At 70.7% G+C, this 16,272-nt stretch carries 12 protein-coding genes and 3 tRNA genes; 7 read left to right on the plus strand and 8 right to left on the minus strand.

The annotated features are described in order from the left end of the window. Positions 1–44 precede the first annotated feature (44 nt). A complete protein-coding gene (locus ACFY01_RS13575; protein WP_390735881.1) occupies positions 45–737 on the plus strand; it encodes an ANTAR domain-containing protein in 693 nt (230 codons plus the stop codon). A 206-nt stretch (positions 738–943) separates the two neighbouring features. On the opposite strand, the gene ACFY01_RS13580 is transcribed toward ACFY01_RS13575, so the two are convergent. Together ACFY01_RS13580 and ACFY01_RS13585 are read right to left on the minus strand one after the other, a co-directional pair. Further along, on the minus strand, positions 944–1,435 hold the full coding sequence (locus tag ACFY01_RS13580; RefSeq protein WP_390735882.1) for a hypothetical protein: 492 nt from the start codon (positions 1,433–1,435) through the stop codon (positions 944–946). Further along, positions 1,432–3,906, minus strand: coding sequence for a molybdopterin oxidoreductase family protein (locus ACFY01_RS13585; RefSeq protein ID WP_390735883.1), 2,475 nt, complete (start codon positions 3,904–3,906; stop codon positions 1,432–1,434). Before ACFY01_RS13585 ends, ACFY01_RS13580 begins: the two co-directional genes overlap by 4 nt. A 151-nt stretch (positions 3,907–4,057) precedes the next feature. On the opposite strand from ACFY01_RS13585, the gene ACFY01_RS13590 reads away from it, so the two are divergent. From ACFY01_RS13590 to fxsT, 5 genes are all read left to right on the plus strand, one after another. Next, positions 4,058–4,303 carry a hypothetical protein gene (locus tag ACFY01_RS13590; protein ID WP_390735884.1) on the plus strand — a complete coding sequence of 82 codons (246 nt, stop codon included), beginning with the start codon at positions 4,058–4,060 and terminating at the stop codon, positions 4,301–4,303. A gap of 151 nt (positions 4,304–4,454) precedes the next feature. Beyond that, the gene (locus tag ACFY01_RS13595; RefSeq protein WP_390735885.1) at positions 4,455–5,402 is read left to right on the plus strand and encodes a trypsin-like peptidase domain-containing protein; all 948 of its coding nucleotides are present in this window, start codon (positions 4,455–4,457) and stop codon (positions 5,400–5,402) included. A 65-nt stretch (positions 5,403–5,467) separates the two neighbouring features. Beyond that, on the plus strand, positions 5,468–6,943 hold the full coding sequence (locus tag ACFY01_RS13600) for a hypothetical protein (RefSeq protein WP_390735886.1): 1,476 nt from the start codon (positions 5,468–5,470) through the stop codon (positions 6,941–6,943). Beyond that, the gene (locus tag ACFY01_RS13605; protein ID WP_390735887.1) at positions 6,940–8,052 is read left to right on the plus strand and encodes an AAA family ATPase; all 1,113 of its coding nucleotides are present in this window, start codon (positions 6,940–6,942) and stop codon (positions 8,050–8,052) included. The genes ACFY01_RS13600 and ACFY01_RS13605 overlap by 4 nt, the downstream gene beginning before the upstream one ends. A gap of 23 nt (positions 8,053–8,075) precedes the next feature. Beyond that, positions 8,076–12,482 carry an FxSxx-COOH system tetratricopeptide repeat protein gene (gene fxsT, locus ACFY01_RS13610; protein WP_390735888.1) on the plus strand — a complete coding sequence of 1,469 codons (4,407 nt, stop codon included), beginning with the start codon at positions 8,076–8,078 and terminating at the stop codon, positions 12,480–12,482. Positions 12,483–12,489: 7 nt separating this feature from the next. On the opposite strand, the gene ACFY01_RS13615 is transcribed toward fxsT, so the two are convergent. From ACFY01_RS13615 to ACFY01_RS13640, 6 genes are all read right to left on the minus strand, one after another. Continuing rightward, positions 12,490–14,271, minus strand: coding sequence for an HEXXH motif domain-containing protein (locus ACFY01_RS13615; protein WP_390735889.1), 1,782 nt, complete (start codon positions 14,269–14,271; stop codon positions 12,490–12,492). 203 nt (positions 14,272–14,474) lie between these two features. Beyond that, complete coding sequence (locus ACFY01_RS13620) at positions 14,475–14,654, minus strand: hypothetical protein (protein WP_390735890.1); 180 nt, start codon at positions 14,652–14,654, stop codon at positions 14,475–14,477. Between the two features lie 102 nt (positions 14,655–14,756). Beyond that, the gene (locus ACFY01_RS13625; RefSeq protein ID WP_390735891.1) at positions 14,757–15,086 is read right to left on the minus strand and encodes a CU044_2847 family protein; all 330 of its coding nucleotides are present in this window, start codon (positions 15,084–15,086) and stop codon (positions 14,757–14,759) included. Between the two features lie 219 nt (positions 15,087–15,305). Beyond that, positions 15,306–15,382 (minus strand) — tRNA-Ile (locus tag ACFY01_RS13630). A gap of 178 nt (positions 15,383–15,560) precedes the next feature. Then, positions 15,561–15,633: transfer RNA gene (locus tag ACFY01_RS13635), tRNA-Asn, on the minus strand. A 5-nt stretch (positions 15,634–15,638) separates the two neighbouring features. Next, positions 15,639–15,711, minus strand: a tRNA-Asn gene (locus ACFY01_RS13640). A 158-nt stretch (positions 15,712–15,869) separates the two neighbouring features. Between ACFY01_RS13640 and ACFY01_RS13645 the strand changes: the two genes are divergently transcribed. Continuing rightward, complete coding sequence (locus ACFY01_RS13645; RefSeq protein WP_390735892.1) at positions 15,870–16,178, plus strand: YtxH domain-containing protein; 309 nt, start codon at positions 15,870–15,872, stop codon at positions 16,176–16,178. Positions 16,179–16,272 lie beyond the last annotated feature (94 nt).

Here is a 16,272-nt window from a genome sequence, read left to right on the forward strand (position 1 = left end):
CACACCCGCACGACCACTGTCCGCAACGGAACAAGGGCGGAGACATGACCTCAGCGGCAAGCGCACCCCTTTCCCGGCGTCCGGCCACACTGGTCATCGATTCCCGCACGGAGACGGGCACGGCACTGCTGGTCCCCCGCGGGGAGCTCGTCCGCGGTTGCGCCGACATGCTCGCCACGGCGCTGGCGGCCCTGCCGGCGGGTGTCGTCCGGGTGGAGCTGGACATGTCGGCGGTGCATTTCATGGACACGGCCGGGCTGGAGTTCCTGGAGCTCCTGAACGGGTACGGCCGGCGCCACGGCGTCCCGGTCTCCGCCACCGCCTGGACCGGCCAGCCGCGCCGGATCCTGGAACTGGCGGGGCTGGACGCCGCGGATCCGCTGCACATCCACGTTCGGGAGCCGGCTCCCCCGGCGCCCGCTCCCGGTTCCTCGGCGGTGTCGCGGGAGCGTGCGGAGCGGATGCGCGTCCTGGAGGTGGAGATAGACCAGTTGCGCCGGGCGATCGTGGCCCGCCCGCTGATCGACCAGGCCCGGGGCGTCCTCATGGCCACCCACGGCTGCACGTCCGACCAGGCGTGGGACATCCTGCGGGAGGCCTCCCAGCTGTCCAACACCAAGCTGCACACCGTCGCGGCGGCGGTCACCGCGTCCACCACGACGGACGGCCCGCCGTTCCCGGAGGGCCTGCGCGACGCCCTGCGCACGGCGCTCACCCGCCATCGCGCCGGCCACTGATCAGTACGGCGGTGTCCGTCGATCAGTACGGCAGTATCCGTCCCGACGGCGTTCTGCGGTCGATCTCCTGGCCCCGGGGCGCTGCGGGCCGGCGGCTGACACGAACACGGATCCTGCGTTCCATGACGCCCTGGGCCCCGGGAATGAGCCGACGGGGGTCCCGCTACTCCCCCGGGAGGAGGCGGACCCCGTGATCCGTGGCGCGCTCACTGGCTGGTGAGCAACTGCGGCGACAGGGTCTTGATCATGGAGTTGGCCCAGCGGATCTGCCGGAGCGTCTGCGGATGGCAGTCGGAGGCCAGTTCGAGGAGCCGGGTGTCCTTGGTGGCCTGTGCGGCCTGGGCGAGCATCTCCCAGTAGAGGGAGTTGCCGGAGGCGGTCAGGCAGAGGTCGTGCAGGTCGTGCAGGAGCAGCAGTCCGGTCTCGGGGCGGCGCGTGAGGGTGTCGGCGGCCACTTCGCGGAGGGTGGCCATGATGCCGTACGCCGGTTGGCCGGGTGAGCTCGACATGTCCAGGCCGTAGTGGTGGCCGGTCTCGGCGATCCGGGCCCGGTGCTGGTGGGACCAGTCGGCGAGGTCGATCGCGACGTGGTGGAACTCGTGCTCGGTGTGGTGCCGTTCGGCGGCGGCCAGCAGGTCCTTCTCCAGCTTGCGCTCGCCGTGGTGCAGGGCGCGCAGGACGAGGGTGATGCCGTTCATGGGCGGTCCTTTGGCCGGTCCCCGGTGTGGCCGGCGTGCGCCTGGGGTCCGCCCTCGGTCGGCGGGACGCCGTCCGGGTGGGCCGGTGCGGAGGCGGTGGTGGTGGGGGCGGGTGCGGGAGTGCCGTCGCCGTGCGCGAACAGGCGGACGCGGGCGGCGGCGGTCTTGAACAGCGGCTGTTTGGAGACCGGGTCCCAGTCGGTGACCGTGGTCTCGTTCGCGGCCCGGCCGGTGGCCCGGTCCGGCGGCCGGTGACCCGCCGGGGTGTCCCAGTAGCCGTAGTGGAAGGGCAGGAACACCGTGCCGTCGCGGACGGCGGTGACGCGCAGCCGGGCGCGGACCGCGCCGCGGGGTGTGGTGACCTCCACCAGGTCGCCTTCCGCGAGCCCTCGGGCGGCGGCTTCCGCGGCGGACAGTTCGGCCCACATCTCGGGCGCGGCGGCGTCGAGCTGGGGGACGCGGCCGGTCTTGGTGCGGGTGTGGAAGTGGTAGAGCGTGCGTCCGGTGGTGAGCTGGAGCGGGTAGTCCTGCGTGACGACCTCGTGCGGGGGGAGGTACTCGGCGGCCTTGATGACCGCCTTGCCGTCGGGGTTGAGGGACCGGTACTCCACCGGTTCCACGGTGGCTCCGGTGACCAGGTCCTTGCCGTAGCTCTCGCAGTGGTCGGGGTGGGCCCAGGTGATGCCGCCGGTGTAGAGGCGTTCGGTGCCGTCGGGGGTGTCGGGGGTGCAGGGCCACTGGATGCCGGACGCGCCGCGCAGGCGGTCGTAGCTCAGGCCGGTGTAGTCGCAGGGCCGTCCGGCGCTGCACCGCTGCCAGGCCTCGAACGCCGACCGCGGGTCCCGCCAGGTGATCAGCGGGCCGCCGTCCTTGTCGCGGAAGCCCATCCTGGCGGCGTAGTCGAGGAGGATGTCCAGGTCGGGCCGGGCCTCGCCGGGCGGCTCGACCGCCTTCTCCGTCAGGTGCACGGTGCGGTCGGTGTTGGTGAAGGTGCCGGTCTTCTCGCCCCAGGTGGCCGCGGGCAGCACGACGTCGGCGAGCTGGGCCGTCTCCGTGAGGTACAGGTCCTGTACGACGGTGAACAGCCGCTCCTGGCCGAGGACGGACCGGATGCGGGACAGGTCGGGCAGCGAGACGGCCGGGTTGGTGCCGGTGATCCACAGCATGCGGACGGAGCCCTGCTCGGCGTAGCGGAGGATCTGCATGGCGTGGGTGGGCGGGGCGTAGTGCGGGACGGTCTCGGGTGTGACGTTCCACAGCCGGGCGATCTCGGCGACGTGCTCGTCGTTCTGCCAGTTCCTGAAGCCCGGCAGGTCTCCGTCGGCGCCGCACTCGCGGGTGTTCTGGGCGGTGGGCTGGCCGTTCATCTGGAGCAGGCCGGCGCCCGGCCGGCCCAGCATGCCGCGGATCAGGTGCAGGTTGTTGACCTGGACGGCCGCGGCGGTGGCCTGGTGGGACTGGTAGACGCCCTGGAGCACGGTGGACAGCAGCCGCTCGGCACCGCCGAGGATCTCGGCGGCCTCCTCGATCGACGCGGCGGGCACGTCGCAGATCCGCGCGGCCCAGCGCGGGGTGCAGTCCTTCACCCGGGCGGCGAGCTCCTCGTATCCGACGGTGTGGTCCCGCAGGTAGTCGTGGTCCACCCGCCCGATCCGGATGATCTCGTGCAGCAGGGCGTTGAGCAGGGCGACGTTGGTCCCGACGCGGGGCGCGAGGTGCACGGTGGCGCGGCGGGCCACGGGCGTGGGCCGTGGGTCCACGCAGATCAGCCGGGGCGGCTCGGGCCCGTCCAGCCGGTCCAGCATCCGCATCCACAGCACGGTCTGGGTCTCGGCGACGTTGTGCCCGTAGAGGGCGAGGACGTCGGCGTGGTCCACGTCCGTGTAGGACCCGGGCTGCCCGTCGCAGCCGAACGTCTCCTTCAGGGCCTCGGCGGCGGTGGAGGTGCACAGCCGGGTGTTGCCGTCCAGGTGGTGGGTGCCGATGCCCGCCCGGGCGATGACGGCGAGGGTGTAGTACTCCTCCAGGAACAGCTGGCCGGTGGTGTAGAAGCCGATGGACCCGGGCCCGCGTTCTTCGAGCAGCTCCTCGCTGCGGCTCACGACCCGCCCCATGGCTTGGTCCCAGTCGCTCTCCACCAGCCGCCCGCCCTCCCGCACCAGTGGCCGGGTGAGCCGGTCCGGGGAGGCGCCCGCCTGCCACCCGAAGAGGTCCGTGGGACCGAGCCGTCCCCTGTTGACCCGGTCCACGGCCCGCCCCCGCACCCCGACGATCCGCCCGTCGCGCACCGCGACGTCCATGGCGTCCCCGCCCGAGTGCAGCAGCGAGGCGGCCTGCACCCACCGCTCCACGTCGTCCTCGCCGACCCCGGCCGCCAGGTGCGTGTCGGTGCGCACCGGCCAGTCCGTGCCCGGCCCGTACGGCGTACGCGCACCCCAGGGCTCGGCGATCCGGTCCATGGAACCGTCCATCGCGCACCTCCGGCACCCACATGTACGCGCCCCGAGTACCCGGCGGCCCGCGTCCGACCCGGACTCCTGCCCCTGTGCGAAACCACGGTCCCGTGACACGTGAATCACAGCGCCGCCTCCTGGCCCACAGGAAGCGCAAGGCCCGCCACGTGTGGCGTCGGCGTCCGAGCCGGGCGCGTCGGGTACATCGGGTACGTCGGGCGCGAAGACGGCCACCACCTGCGCCTACACCCTGTCCGGCACCTCCGGGGGCGACCTGACCCAGCTCACCGAACTGACGTCCGTCGGCGCCTACGAGGCCACGGCCGCCGACCTGACCTCCGAGGGCACGCAGGAGATCGTGACGGCGAGCAGCAGCGACGACGAGCTGGACGTCTTCACCGGCTCCGACGGCTGACGGCCCTTCAGCCGTCGGACGAGGAGCCGGTCCCCACCGTGCTCTCGCCGGAAGCTCGCCGTGTGCGTAGGGTTTCTCTAAGGCTCAGCGTGACTGATCCGGCCTCTTTCGGGGGAGGGTACGCCCGCGAGCCTGGAGGGGGTGCTGGGTCGTGGGCGAGTGGCGCGTTCGGGTGCGGGGTCCCGGCGGGGAAGGCCTGTGCGGTGCCGGCGTCTTCATCGGCGGCGGCCGGATCCTCACGTGTGCGCATGTCGTGACCGAGGCCCTGGGGCTCCCCGACGAGCAGGCGTCACCCGCCGGCAGGACGGTACTGGTGGACTTCGCGCCGTCCGGCAACGCGCGACCGCGCAGTGCGCGGACGGTCGAGGGCGGCTGGTTCCCGGCCCGGCCCGCGTCCGGCGACATCGCGGTCCTGGAGCTCGGACCGGACGGCCCGCCCGCCGAGGCACGTCCGGCGGCCCTGTTCGCGGGCGACGGCTCACGGCCGACCGAGGTGAGCGTCTACGGCCATCCGAGCCCCGGCCTCGGTGACGGAGTATGGGTCCAGGTGACCGCCACCGGCTCCGGCGGGCCCAATCCGGCCTGGCGGCAGCTGGACGGCAGGGCGCACGGCGTGCCGATCAAGCGGGGGTTCAGCGGGGCGGGCGTGTGGGACCGTGACCTCGGCGGTGTGATCGGCCTGGTCGTGGCCGCCTACGGCTCATCCGTCGAGCGGGTCGCCTGGATGTTCCCGCTGGCCGCCGTGGCCCGCGAGTGGACACCGCTCGCCGCCCTGCTCACCACGACGGGACCGGCATCGGCCGAACTGACGGCGCGTCAATGTGCGGAACTGGCCGCACTGATCGCCTCGATACCCAAGTTCGGCACACTCGGCGGCCGGCAGGATCTCGTCTCGCTCCTGCGCCCGGAGATCGGCTCGGTGGTCACCGAACGCCCGGAACCGCATGCGCACTTGTACCACGTGGTGCGTACGAGCACCGACTACGAGGGAGGGCTGGACGAACTCGTCTGCGCTGTGAGGACGTTGGTAGGCGACTCGCGCGCCGTCCGATCGATCGCCGCCGAGCTGCGGCGCTTTGCGGAGGAGGGTCGCCGGTGACAGGTCATTCGACACTCTGCGTGGCCGAACCTGTCCACGCCTGGATGCCTTACGGGAAAACGGGGATGGCGGACACAATCGACGACCCATCGGACTCGGCGCGTATCAGCAGACTCGTGGAGGCTCTCGAACGCACCAGGCCCATGAGGGATCCGGAGCTGCGACGTCAGTGTCTGGAGATAGCGGGGGATCAGGTGGATGTCCATCTGACCGAACTCGTACTGCAGGGAATGCCCACGCGAAGCCAGCTCTACGACATCGTGCGGCTGCTGGACGACATCCCGGGCGGTCTCATAGCGCTGGCCGACGCGATCCGTGTCTTCGCCCCCCGGGCCCGGGCCACTGAGGCGTTCCACCACCTGGTGTCCACGACGTTCGCGCAGCCTGCGCTGACCGAGACCGAACTGCGCGAGATCCACGCTCTGCTGCGACGGGCGCCGGAGGTGCCCGTGGGCCGGATACACCGGGCGGCGCGGGGTGCCTACGACCGGCTCCCGCCCGGCTACGAGGACATCGTCCTGGCCTTCGACCATCTGGCGGAGGCGAACACACGGGCGGACGGCCTGTTCCCCTTCATGCTGTACGTCGAGCACGTCGCCCTGCTCGCGCCGGGTCACCTGGCCCGACGGTTGCGCGAGTGGAACGCGGTGGTCGCCGACGGCCTCGGTCTGCGCGACGTACTGACCGCCGCGTCCGCCGGACTCGTCCCCGTACGGCCCGAACAGAGGGAGGGCATCGCCTACCTCGCGATCCAGATCGAACGGGCGGAGGACGGCGACGGGCACGACGGATATCTGGTGTCCTCGTGGACGAAGGAGGACGTGTTCTCCCCGGCCCGTCCCGACTTCCTGGATCTCGCCTGTTCCGACGGGAACCTGGAGATGACCGTGGAGCGGGCCATCTCAAGCGGCGAGGCGTCCCTGGCCGGTCTCGACACGCCCGTGCAGCTGGAGTTCGTACTCGGCCGCGACCTGGTCGACCTGCCCGTCGAGGAGTTCGCCACCCACCGCTCCTCCGGTCTGCCCCGCTCCCTGGTGCGCCACTACCAGACGGTGATCCGCAGCCTGGAGCGGCAGCGCGACCCCTCGATCCAGCGGGTACTGAAGCGACGCTGGCGCAGCATGCGCGACACCCCGCACGAGTGCTCCTGGCACGCCTGCGGCGGGATGGGCGGCCTGAGCCCCTCCGACCTCCAGGACGTCCTGGGCCGGGACCGGGACGGCCGGGTGGTCGCGGTCGCCCTGCTCGACGCTCCACACAAACCCGAGCCCGGGATGGTCCACTCCTATGACGTCGCTCTGCGCGAGGGCGTCCCCGCGATGCTGTGGACCCGTTCAGCCGGTCTCGTGCCGGGGCTCGGCGACCTGGCCAAGCAACTGTTCGCGGCGAACCAGCTGAACGCGCTGGCCGCGAAGGTCCACGAGTCCCGGGGCTCGCTCCCCGCGGACGCGGTGCTGGTCCTCGTCGACGACCCGGACAACATCTATCAGCCGTTACGCCGTTACCAGTCGCCGCAGTACCAGGGAAGGACGCAGCCATGAGTGACGGCCGGCCCGCCGACGACAGGTCCGCCCCGGACACCGGGCAGGACCCCCGCCCCCAGGAATCCGCGCCGTGGTGGGTCTACCACGGCGACGGGCGCACTCTGGCGACCCGTGATCTCGATGACGTGCTCATGGGCCCGCCCCCTTGGCGCACCTTCGACGGCGGCCCGCTCCAGCCGCGTCCGGCCGAGGACGAGGCGGAGGTGACCCGCAGGATCGGCCCACCGCTGCGCGACGGCGACCCGCGCCGCCCCGTCGACGTCGACGAGGCGGACATGGTCAACGCGGCCCTGTACCTGCGCCGTCCGCTGCTGATCACAGGCCGTCCCGGCACGGGCAAGTCGAGCCTCGCCTACCGGGTGGCGCGCGAGCTGCGCCTCGGCCGAGTGCTGCGCTGGCCGATCACCACCCGTACGACCCTTAAGTCCGGATTGTACGAATACGATGCCATAGGGCGGGCGCAGGACGCCGCCGCCCACCGGGCCGCGGCGGAGACGGAAACGGGTTCCGGCGACGGGCGGACCCGCATCGGTGACTACATACGGCTCGGCCCCCTGGGCACGGCGCTGCTGCCGTACCGACTGCCCAGGGTCCTCCTCATCGATGAGCTGGACAAAAGTGACATAGATCTTCCGAACGACCTTCTCAACATCATCGAAGAAGGCGAGTTCGACATCCCCGAACTGGTCCGCATCGCCTCGCGCGAACCGGAGGCCGAGGCGCTCACCGCCGACCCCGGCGCGACCGCCCGGATCTCGGGCGGCCGGGTGCGCTGCCGTGCGTTCCCGCTCATCCTCATCACGTCCAACGGAGAGAAGGAGTTCCCGCCCGCGCTGCTGCGCCGGTGCCTCCGTCTCGAACTGCCGCCGCCGGACGTGGACCAGCTCGCCGCGATGGTGGCGGCCCGGTTCGGCCAGAGGGCCGGTGGCCGCGGGCAGGAGCTCGTCCGGCTCTTCGTCGCTCGCAGCGCGCGCGAGGGCGGGATGAGTGCCGACCAACTCCTCAACAGCGTCCATCTCGCGACTTCCGACCGGTTCGAACGTGACGAGCACTGGGACCGGCTGGTCGATTCGCTGTGGCGCAGCCTCGACACGACGAGGCCGTGATGCCTGCCGGCCCCCGGGGGCCGATGCCTCCGACAGCTCCCCTGGGAACCACGGACCTGACGCCGTACGAGCTCTCCGACGGCCTGTGGCTCGCCATGTGCCTGGCCGGGCGTACCCGTCCCCGGGAGGGCGGATCTGCCGTCGTGCCGCAACGCCGGCCGGAGCCTCGCCCGGACGAGTCGTCACGCCCCGCTCCGCCGCCCGTGGCGGACCGGGAGAGCGAGACACGGGCCGGGCCGCGGCGGACGTCACCGGTGGCAGCGGAGCCGTCGCCCTGGAAACCGACCGTACCGACCGCTGTCGTCGCCGCCCAGGTTCCGCGCCCCCGCCTCCCGGGCGCCGACACCGTGACCGCCGTGTGGACGTCCGTCCCCGGGCTGGAGAGACGGCGGATGCTGGAACGTGCGCTGCGCCCCTTACGGCGCACCGTCGCGTCCGCGCACCGCCGGGAGCTCGACGAGGAGCGGACCGCCGAGGCCCTCGTGGAGGCCGAGCCCCGGTTGCCCCGGTACCGTCCGGCCCGGGACCGCTGGCTGGACCTGGTGCTGGTCGTGGACGCCGGGGGGTCGATGGCCGCCTGGCGGCACAGTGTGACCGAGCTTGCCCGACTGCTGAACGGTCTCGGCGCCTTCCGTACCCTCGGCATCCGGCTCCTCGACACGAACCAGGAGTCCGAAGCGGAGCTCCGGCTGCGCGGAACCGGCCGGTCCGCGCCCGAGTTCGACCTCACGGACCCCGCGCAGCCGCCACGGCGGCGGGCGGTCATGGTGCTCACCGACGGTGCGGGGGCCGCATGGCGGACCGGGGCGGCACAACGGCTCATCACCCGTTGGGGTGAACATGTGCCGGTCGTCGTCGCCCATATGCTTCCGCACCGCTCCTGGTACCGGACCTGGATCAGCACCCGACCGGCCCGCATCCATGCCACCGGGTCACTGCCCTGCGGCCAGCGCTGCACGGCGGACGTCCCCGGTACGGGAGCTCCGCCCGGGCCGGTCGTGCCCGCCATCGAGCTCACTCCGCGGTGGCTGGAGCACTGGGCGCGGTTGCTGACGGGCGACGGCGGCGACTGGCCGGGCGCGCGGATACTGTCCACGGAGACCGGTACGGAGGACGGCGGTCCTCCCAGCGGCCTTCCGCCGGACCACGAAACCGCCCCGCTCCGCCCGCCGACGCCGGCCGAACGCGTCCTGGAGTTCCGTGCCGGCGCCTCCCCCACCGCCTTCCGTCTGGCCCAGCATCTCGCGGTCGCCCCGCTCGATCTCACCGTGATGGAGACGGTCCAGCAGCTCACCCAACCGGGCTCACGTCCCGCACACATGGCCGAGGTCCTCACCTCGGGGCTGCTGGTCACCGAGGACGGGCCGCCGTCCGTCGATCCCTTCGGGGCGGTCGCGCACCGGTACGCCTTCCTCCCGGGCGTGGCCGAGGAACTCCTCGCCACCAGCGGGCGGGCCGCCACCGCCGAGGTGATGCTGCACGTCATCACCCGGCTCGCGGTGTCGGTCCCCGAGATGCTGGAGCTCGCCCGGTTGCTGACGGCGCCCCGGACGGAGCGGACGATCGCACTCCCGGAGGAGTCGAGCGGCGACTTCGTTCCGTTCATCCGCACGCTGCGCGCACTGTCCGGGCCGTACCGGCCCTGGGCGGACCGACTGAGCGCGCCGGATCAGCGTTTCCCGGCACAGGAAATCGGTGCTGATCCCCTACAATTCGAGGGGCCAACCATGCGCGAAGAACCTGTGTCCGACCCATGTTCAAAAACGGTCAAAGAACAGCAATCGCAGGCCGTTTCCGAACACGTAACACCGACGCCCGAAGGACAGGCAGCGGCGGACAGAGGAGGGCCTGGTTCGATGAACGATGCACACGTACGGACACTGGGGCTGGTGGAACGAGCCATCGCCGAGCGACGCAAGGCAGGCAGCCCGCCACCCGTATGGGGTAATGTGCCCCCGCGGAACGTGAACTTCACCGGCCGGGTGCTCGCTCTCCAGGATCTGCACACTCGTCTGACCCAGGGCACCACCGCGATTTTACCTGAAGCACTGCACGGAATGGGTGGCGTGGGCAAGTCCCAGATTGCCATCGAATATGCATATCGTCATAGTTCTGACTATGACATCGTTTGGTGGATTCCCGCCGAACAGCCGGCCCAAATCCGTGCCGCCTTCGTGGACCTGGCACAACGCCTCCGACTGCCCACCAGCGCCGAGGCCAACACCGCGGTGCCGGCTGTCCTGGAAGCCCTTCGCCTGGGCAAGCCCTATCACAACTGGCTCCTGGTGTTCGACAACGCCGAAAGCCCGGAAACAGTCACCTCCTTCTTCCCGCAGGGCGGCACCGGCCGGATTCTCGTCACTTCCCGAAACGGACAATGGGTCAACATGGCACGAACCATCGAGGTGGATGTCTTCGCGCGCGAGGAGAGTATCGAGCTTTTGCGACGACGTGGCCCGGAACTCACCGACGAAAAAGCCAACCAACTGTCCGAGGCGCTCGGCGACCTGCCGCTCGCCATCGAGCAGGCCGCCGTTTGGCTCACCGAGACCGGTATGCCAGCTGAAGAATACCTCGAACTCTTCGAAGGGAAAAGGGAGGAGTTCGTCAGCCGCCGTGCGGAATTGCTTGAGCTCGCCCCTCCAATGGACTACCAACTGCCGGTAGCGGCGGCTTGGAACGTTTCCCTCGACCGCCTGAAGGACACCAATCCGGGCGCTCTCCAACTCCTGCAGGTCTGCTCCTATTTCGCGCCCGAGCCAGTGTCCCGCAGCCTCTTCATGGCGGGCCGCAACGCCGCGCTCCCCGGCCTGCTCGGCCAGGTCCTCAGCGATCCGATCCGCCTCGGCCAGGCGCTGCGCGAGGTGAACCGGTACGCACTGGCGCGCATCGACCACCGCACGAACAGCATCCAACTGCACCGACTGGTCCAGGCGGTACTCATCGACCAGATGACGCCCGAGGAACGGGAGTCGATGCGCGAGGCCGCCCACCTGCTGCTCGCGGGCGGCGACCCCGGCGAGCCGGGCGTGACGGCCAACTGGCCGCGATACGCCGAGCTACTGCCCCACATCAGGGCGTCCCGGGCGGTCGACTGCGACAACCACTGGGTACGGAACCTCGTCGTCAACACCGTCACCTACCTGTTCACGTGGGGCGACCACGACGCCTGCCTCGAGCTCGCCCAGGACGCGCTGCGGACCTGGCGGGACAGCATCGGCCCCGACGACGCCCAGACCCTCACCGTGGCCCGCTACTGCGGTCACGTCCTGCGCGCGCTCGGACGCTACTCGGAGGCCGCGGAGCTCGACGAGGACAGCCTGGAGCGCCGGCGCAGGACCGTCGGTGACACCCACGAGGACACCCTGCTCGCGGCCAGGGCCGTCGCCGTCGACATGCGCGCGGCCGGGGACTTCGCCTCGTCCGTCAAGCTCAACAAGGAGACGTACGAACAGGCGGTGCGCTCCTTCGGCGAGCGCGATCCGATGGCGATCGCGGCGGCCGTGGACTACGGGACGGCACTGCGCCTCACCGGAGAGTTCACCACCGCCCGGGATCTCGACGCCGTCAATCTCCAGCTCGCGGTCGACGCCCTCGGCGAGGACAGCCTGCTCACCATGATGCTCGTCAGCCTGCTCGCGGTGGACCTGCGGGAGTCCGGCGACTACGTGGGCGCCTGCGAGATGCAGGAGAACAACTCGATCCGCTTCGAACTCCTGGCGGGCAGCGAGACTCCCATCACCCTGATGGCCTTGCGCCACCTGGGCGAGGCACGCCGCAAGGCCGGCGACCACGACGGAGGGCTCTCGGCCTGCGCGGAGGCGTGGGAGCGCAGCCGGCGCCGCTACGGTGACGACCACCTCAACACCCTGTCCGCGGCGTCGAGTCTCGTGATCGCCCAACGCCAGGCGGACCGTCTGGACGATTCCGTGGAACTGGGGACGAGGACCCTGGACCGGTTGCGGCAGAGCCTCGGGGAGAGCCACCCCTTCACCTTCGGGGTCATGACGAACCTGGCGATCTCGCTGCGCCGCAGGGGACAGACCGAGCAGGCGGCGGCCCTGAACCGGCAGGCCCAGGACGGGCTGATCGCCAGTGTGGGCCCGAACCACCCCTACAGCCTCTCCGTCGCCATCAACCTGGCCAGTGACCTGTTCACGCTGGGAGACCCGCAGACCGCTGCCGAGATGGACGAGGAGACGCTGCGGCGGGCCACTCAGGAACTCGGCGAGCCGCACCCGATGACCCTGGCGTGTGCGCTCAACCTCGCGGCCGACCTCCGCGCCCTGGGCAGGGCCAACCGGGCCGAGACCCTGTACGCCGCGACACTGACGTCGTTGCGGCAGGTGCTCGGCCAGGAGCACCCGGCGACGACCGCCGCCACCCGGGGCGATCGGGCCGACTGCGACGCGGAGGTCTACCAGATCTGAACGGGTGTCACCTCAGGTGAGGCGGTGGCCCGGCCACCGCCGCCTCCGTGTGCCGCCCGCCGATCCAGCCGGCCAGCGCGCACGGGTCGGCCGGCGTGCCCTCACCGGCCAGGCGCAGGTAGACGGCCCGGACCAGCTCGGGCCGGCCCAGCAGTGCGGCCGCGGCGGAGCCGTCCCCATGGCCCTGGGCCGCCAGGCCGAGGCCTGTCCAGGGGCTCGACTCCTCGGGGTGGGCCGTCACCTGCCGCCGGTAGCCGCGCAGGGCGGTGTCGAAGTCGCCGTCGATCAGGGCGATGTCCGTCGAGGTCGCGCCCAGCGACTCCGGATGCCGGCGCAGCCACGCGAATCTCTTCGGGGCCTCCCAACGCAGTCTCACCAGCTCTGACCGCACAGGCCGCTCGCGAGGCAGCACGTCGGCCCGCACGACCGGGTTCCTGGCCTCGGGACATCTCGTCGGTGAGCGGTGCTTCCAGCCCTCGGTCAGCAGCGCCGTTTCGGACTCGGGCGGTCGACTGTTTCGCAGCCGCCATATGCCGAGGTGGTCGGCGGCGGCCAGGGCGGCGTCGGACTCGACCCGAGGTGGCAGGGCTTCCTCGCACCAGCGGACCAGGCACTCCCGCATGTTCGTCACGAACCAGAGCCCCAACTCGGTCAGTTCCCCGGACGCAAGGAGGCCGTCGAGTACGGACAGGGTGCCTCGTCGCCACAACGCGTAGGCGAATCGGGACCGAAGGGCCTCCTGTCCCGACGCCGTCGGGTAGTACCGACGCCAGAAGGAGACGATGCCCAGGTAGGCGTACGCACCCTGGAGAAGCCCCGAGACCGGACGCGGATCGAGCCGCCACGGCGCATAGTGAAGAGCGCCGTCCGCCTCCCGGGTGAGGGTGACCAGATCCAGCAGGGCACCCAGCTTGATGTGCTGGAACTCATGGATCAGGCTGACGGCCAGAGTCGTGGCGTCCGCGGGCAGTTGCACCATGGCGCTGCCGAAGGACTCGGGCGAGGTGACACTGTAGGGTTCGCCGCTCATGACGGCTTCCAGCGGAACGAGCGAGCACATCACCTCCGCGAGACCGTCGGCGGTGTCGAGCTGGCCGCGGACCAGGGTCTCCCAGGCCTGTTCGGTCAGGGCCTGCCACCGGTTCCGGCTCTGCGGGTTCTGCACGACCGGTTCCCGGCCCGCCACGAAGGACGCGTAGGGATCGGTGTCGTCCAGGGCGAGCCGGAGGCTGTGCCCGTCCCGCGTGGCCCTGACCTGCGGAAGCGGGCGCCAGTCGGCCAACGGCGACTCCAGGGCGTCCGGCAGCAGCACGCACGCCCCTCTGGGCGAGACGACGGCAACGCTGCCGACGCCTCGGCCCGCCCCTCGCACGGTCGCGACAAAGGGTCGCGTACCGCCCGGATCGGCGTGGGTGAGCCTGACCGTCCCCAGCGACGGTAAGTGGAGCGTGCCGCCATCCGGCACGGGCACCTGGGTGTGGAACTCCACACCGGCGCGGACAGCGGCGGCGGCGGCCAGTGTGTGGAAGTACCCGACCTCCGTCCACAACGGGACGTCACTGGATCCGACGCCCCGCAAACGCCGCAGAACGTGGGCGGCCCAGACGCCGGTCGAAGGGTGCATCAGTATCTTTTCGAAGGCTCCCGGGTCCTCGTACTGCACCCGGCCCAGCAGTTTCCAGGCAGCGTGCACCGGAGGCAGAGGTCCCATCGAGGCGGGATCGGCCGCCACGGCTTCCAGCACCATACGGATCAGGACGAGGCGCTTGCTCTTCTGCCCGTGACGCAACAGCCCGAGGGTTTCTCTGTCTCCGCCGCCCGTGGACAACTGGACGAAGGACTCCACCGGCAGGCGATGTATGTCGCCGAAACCTTCCTGGAACTCGGTGAAAGAGGGCGCGGAAGGTAACCGAGGCTGATTCTTCTTCCTCAACTGATGGCCTCCAGTCGGAGCAGCGAAGCCGGTCGCTCACCGAAGAGCCGCGGAGCCGCTCAGCAGCTGCTGCCGCCGGCCGGCGCCGCGGCCGTCAAAGGCACCGGCAGGTCGACCTGGAGAAGAATGCGCCGCACAGACCGATCAAGATCCCCCGAAGGGCACAGCATCAGCTCGTCCAGGGACAGATCGGCCACGTTCACCAGTTCCGTCGTGATGTCGTGCTCCGCGCGTTCCATCCGACCAAACCCCCTGTGTGGTGGAACCCTTGACGGGCCGCACCTTCCATGATGCCCGCGTACGGACAAGGTGAAAAGGGGACCCGATCCTGGATGACGGGGTCACTCGTCCCCGGGGTCACGGCTCCACTCCAGCGTCACCACGAAGTTGGCCTCCGTGGCTCCGCGGGCGACGATCACCCCCGCCTCCGCCGACAGTTTGATGCCGAACTCGACGCACACCCGGTCCGGGGTCTGGGGAAGGTGCCGCAGTTTCTCCCACACCGCGGCGGCGACCGGACGGATCCTGTCCAGGGACTGCTGAAGGCTCTCCTGGGCGACAGCCGCCACCTGCCCGGGCCGCGCGACCCGGACGACTCCGTCCGTCTCCTCCGACACCTCGACCCGGACGGACTCACCGCCCTCGACCGGAACCTCGATCACATATGACACGACGCCCCCCGCTCCTGCCCACTGGATCGGCCCGAACCAGCAGCAGGATAGGACGCGGCTCCCGGGGCCACCATGAGACCGGGTACGGATGACGGGGCGGACCGCTCGCCGCTCGGATCCCCCGGGACCCGCGGCCCCTGGATCAGATCCGGGGGCCGCCGGCTTGATCCGTGAGCCCAGCGAAGTCGCTGGTCAGATCGATTCTCCTCGCGTAGCGAGTGGTGGGGCGGGTGGGACTCGAACCCACGACCGACGGATTATGAGTCCGCTGCTCTAACCGGCTGAGCTACCGCCCCATAGCGGCGTGTCGCGTACATGTGTGCGCGCCGTCTGCCGCAGCATAGCCGCTCATACGATCTCCTGCTTCGGATGGTCGGCTTCCCGCGGCCCTTCATGACCTTGAGGACTCGGGCACGGGCACGGCGGTTCCCCCGGACATGAAAAAGGACCCCAGAGGGGTCCTCGTTCAGCATGCTCCCCCGACTGGACTCGAACCAGTAACCTGCCGGTTAACAGCCGGCTGCTCTGCCAATTGAGCTACGGAGGACCGAGCTCCCCCGACTGGACTCGAACCAGTAACCTGCCGGTTAACAGCCGGCTGCTCTGCCAATTGAGCTACGGAGGAATGCCTCGTTGCATCGAACGTACCTCCCTGGGTATCCGCCAGGGGGCGCCCGCTCGCTGCGACACATACATTAGCGCAAGCAGGGGGGTGCTCCGCCAATCGGTACTCCCCGGCGCTGTCGCCGTACGAGAGAGCAACGCATCGGAAGGGTGGTCGTCATGCGCTACCGGCTGACATTCGTCGTCGGACTCGCCCTTGGTTACGTCCTGGGCACGAGGGCCGGACGCGAACGCTACGAGACGCTGAAGAAGTCCGCTCGGCAGATCGCCCAGAATCCGGCCGTCCGCAACACCGCCGAGAGCGCCGCCCAGCAGGGGCGCCAGTTCGCGGGCAAGGCCCTGCACTCGGTGAGCGACAAGGTCGGCGACCGCGTCCCCGAGTCGGTGGCCCAACGAGTCCGCTCCCTACGCCACCACAACGGCCACACCACCCAGCCAGAGGACGACTGGGGCACCAGCAACACCTAGCCGCACCTCTCTGCGCCGCCCACCCCTGCCCACCCAGGGGCGCGAGGAACTGCGCGACCAGCCACAATGCACCCGCACCGGTACAAGCACAGTC

Origin of the sequence: Streptomyces sp. NPDC001480 (assembly GCF_042894725.1) — a bacterium.
Classification (GTDB): domain Bacteria; phylum Actinomycetota; class Actinomycetes; order Streptomycetales; family Streptomycetaceae; genus Streptomyces.

Bases quoted from the DNA above. Each gene is read 5' to 3' on its own strand.
- fxsT (WP_390735888.1), top strand. From the start codon at position 8,076: ATGCCTCCGACAGCTCCCCTGGGAACCACGGACCTGACGCCGTACGAG.
- ACFY01_RS13575 (WP_390735881.1), top strand. From the start codon at position 45: ATGACCTCAGCGGCAAGCGCACCCCTTTCCCGGCGTCCGGCCACACTG.
- ACFY01_RS13580 (WP_390735882.1), bottom strand. From the start codon at position 1,435: ATGAACGGCATCACCCTCGTCCTGCGCGCCCTGCACCACGGCGAGCGC.
- ACFY01_RS13605 (WP_390735887.1), top strand. From the start codon at position 6,940: ATGAGTGACGGCCGGCCCGCCGACGACAGGTCCGCCCCGGACACCGGG.
- ACFY01_RS13585 (WP_390735883.1), bottom strand. From the start codon at position 3,906: ATGGACGGTTCCATGGACCGGATCGCCGAGCCCTGGGGTGCGCGTACG.
- ACFY01_RS13600 (WP_390735886.1), top strand. From the start codon at position 5,468: ATGGCGGACACAATCGACGACCCATCGGACTCGGCGCGTATCAGCAGA.
- ACFY01_RS13620 (WP_390735890.1), bottom strand. From the start codon at position 14,654: ATGGAACGCGCGGAGCACGACATCACGACGGAACTGGTGAACGTGGCC.
- ACFY01_RS13645 (WP_390735892.1), top strand. From the start codon at position 15,870: ATGCGCTACCGGCTGACATTCGTCGTCGGACTCGCCCTTGGTTACGTC.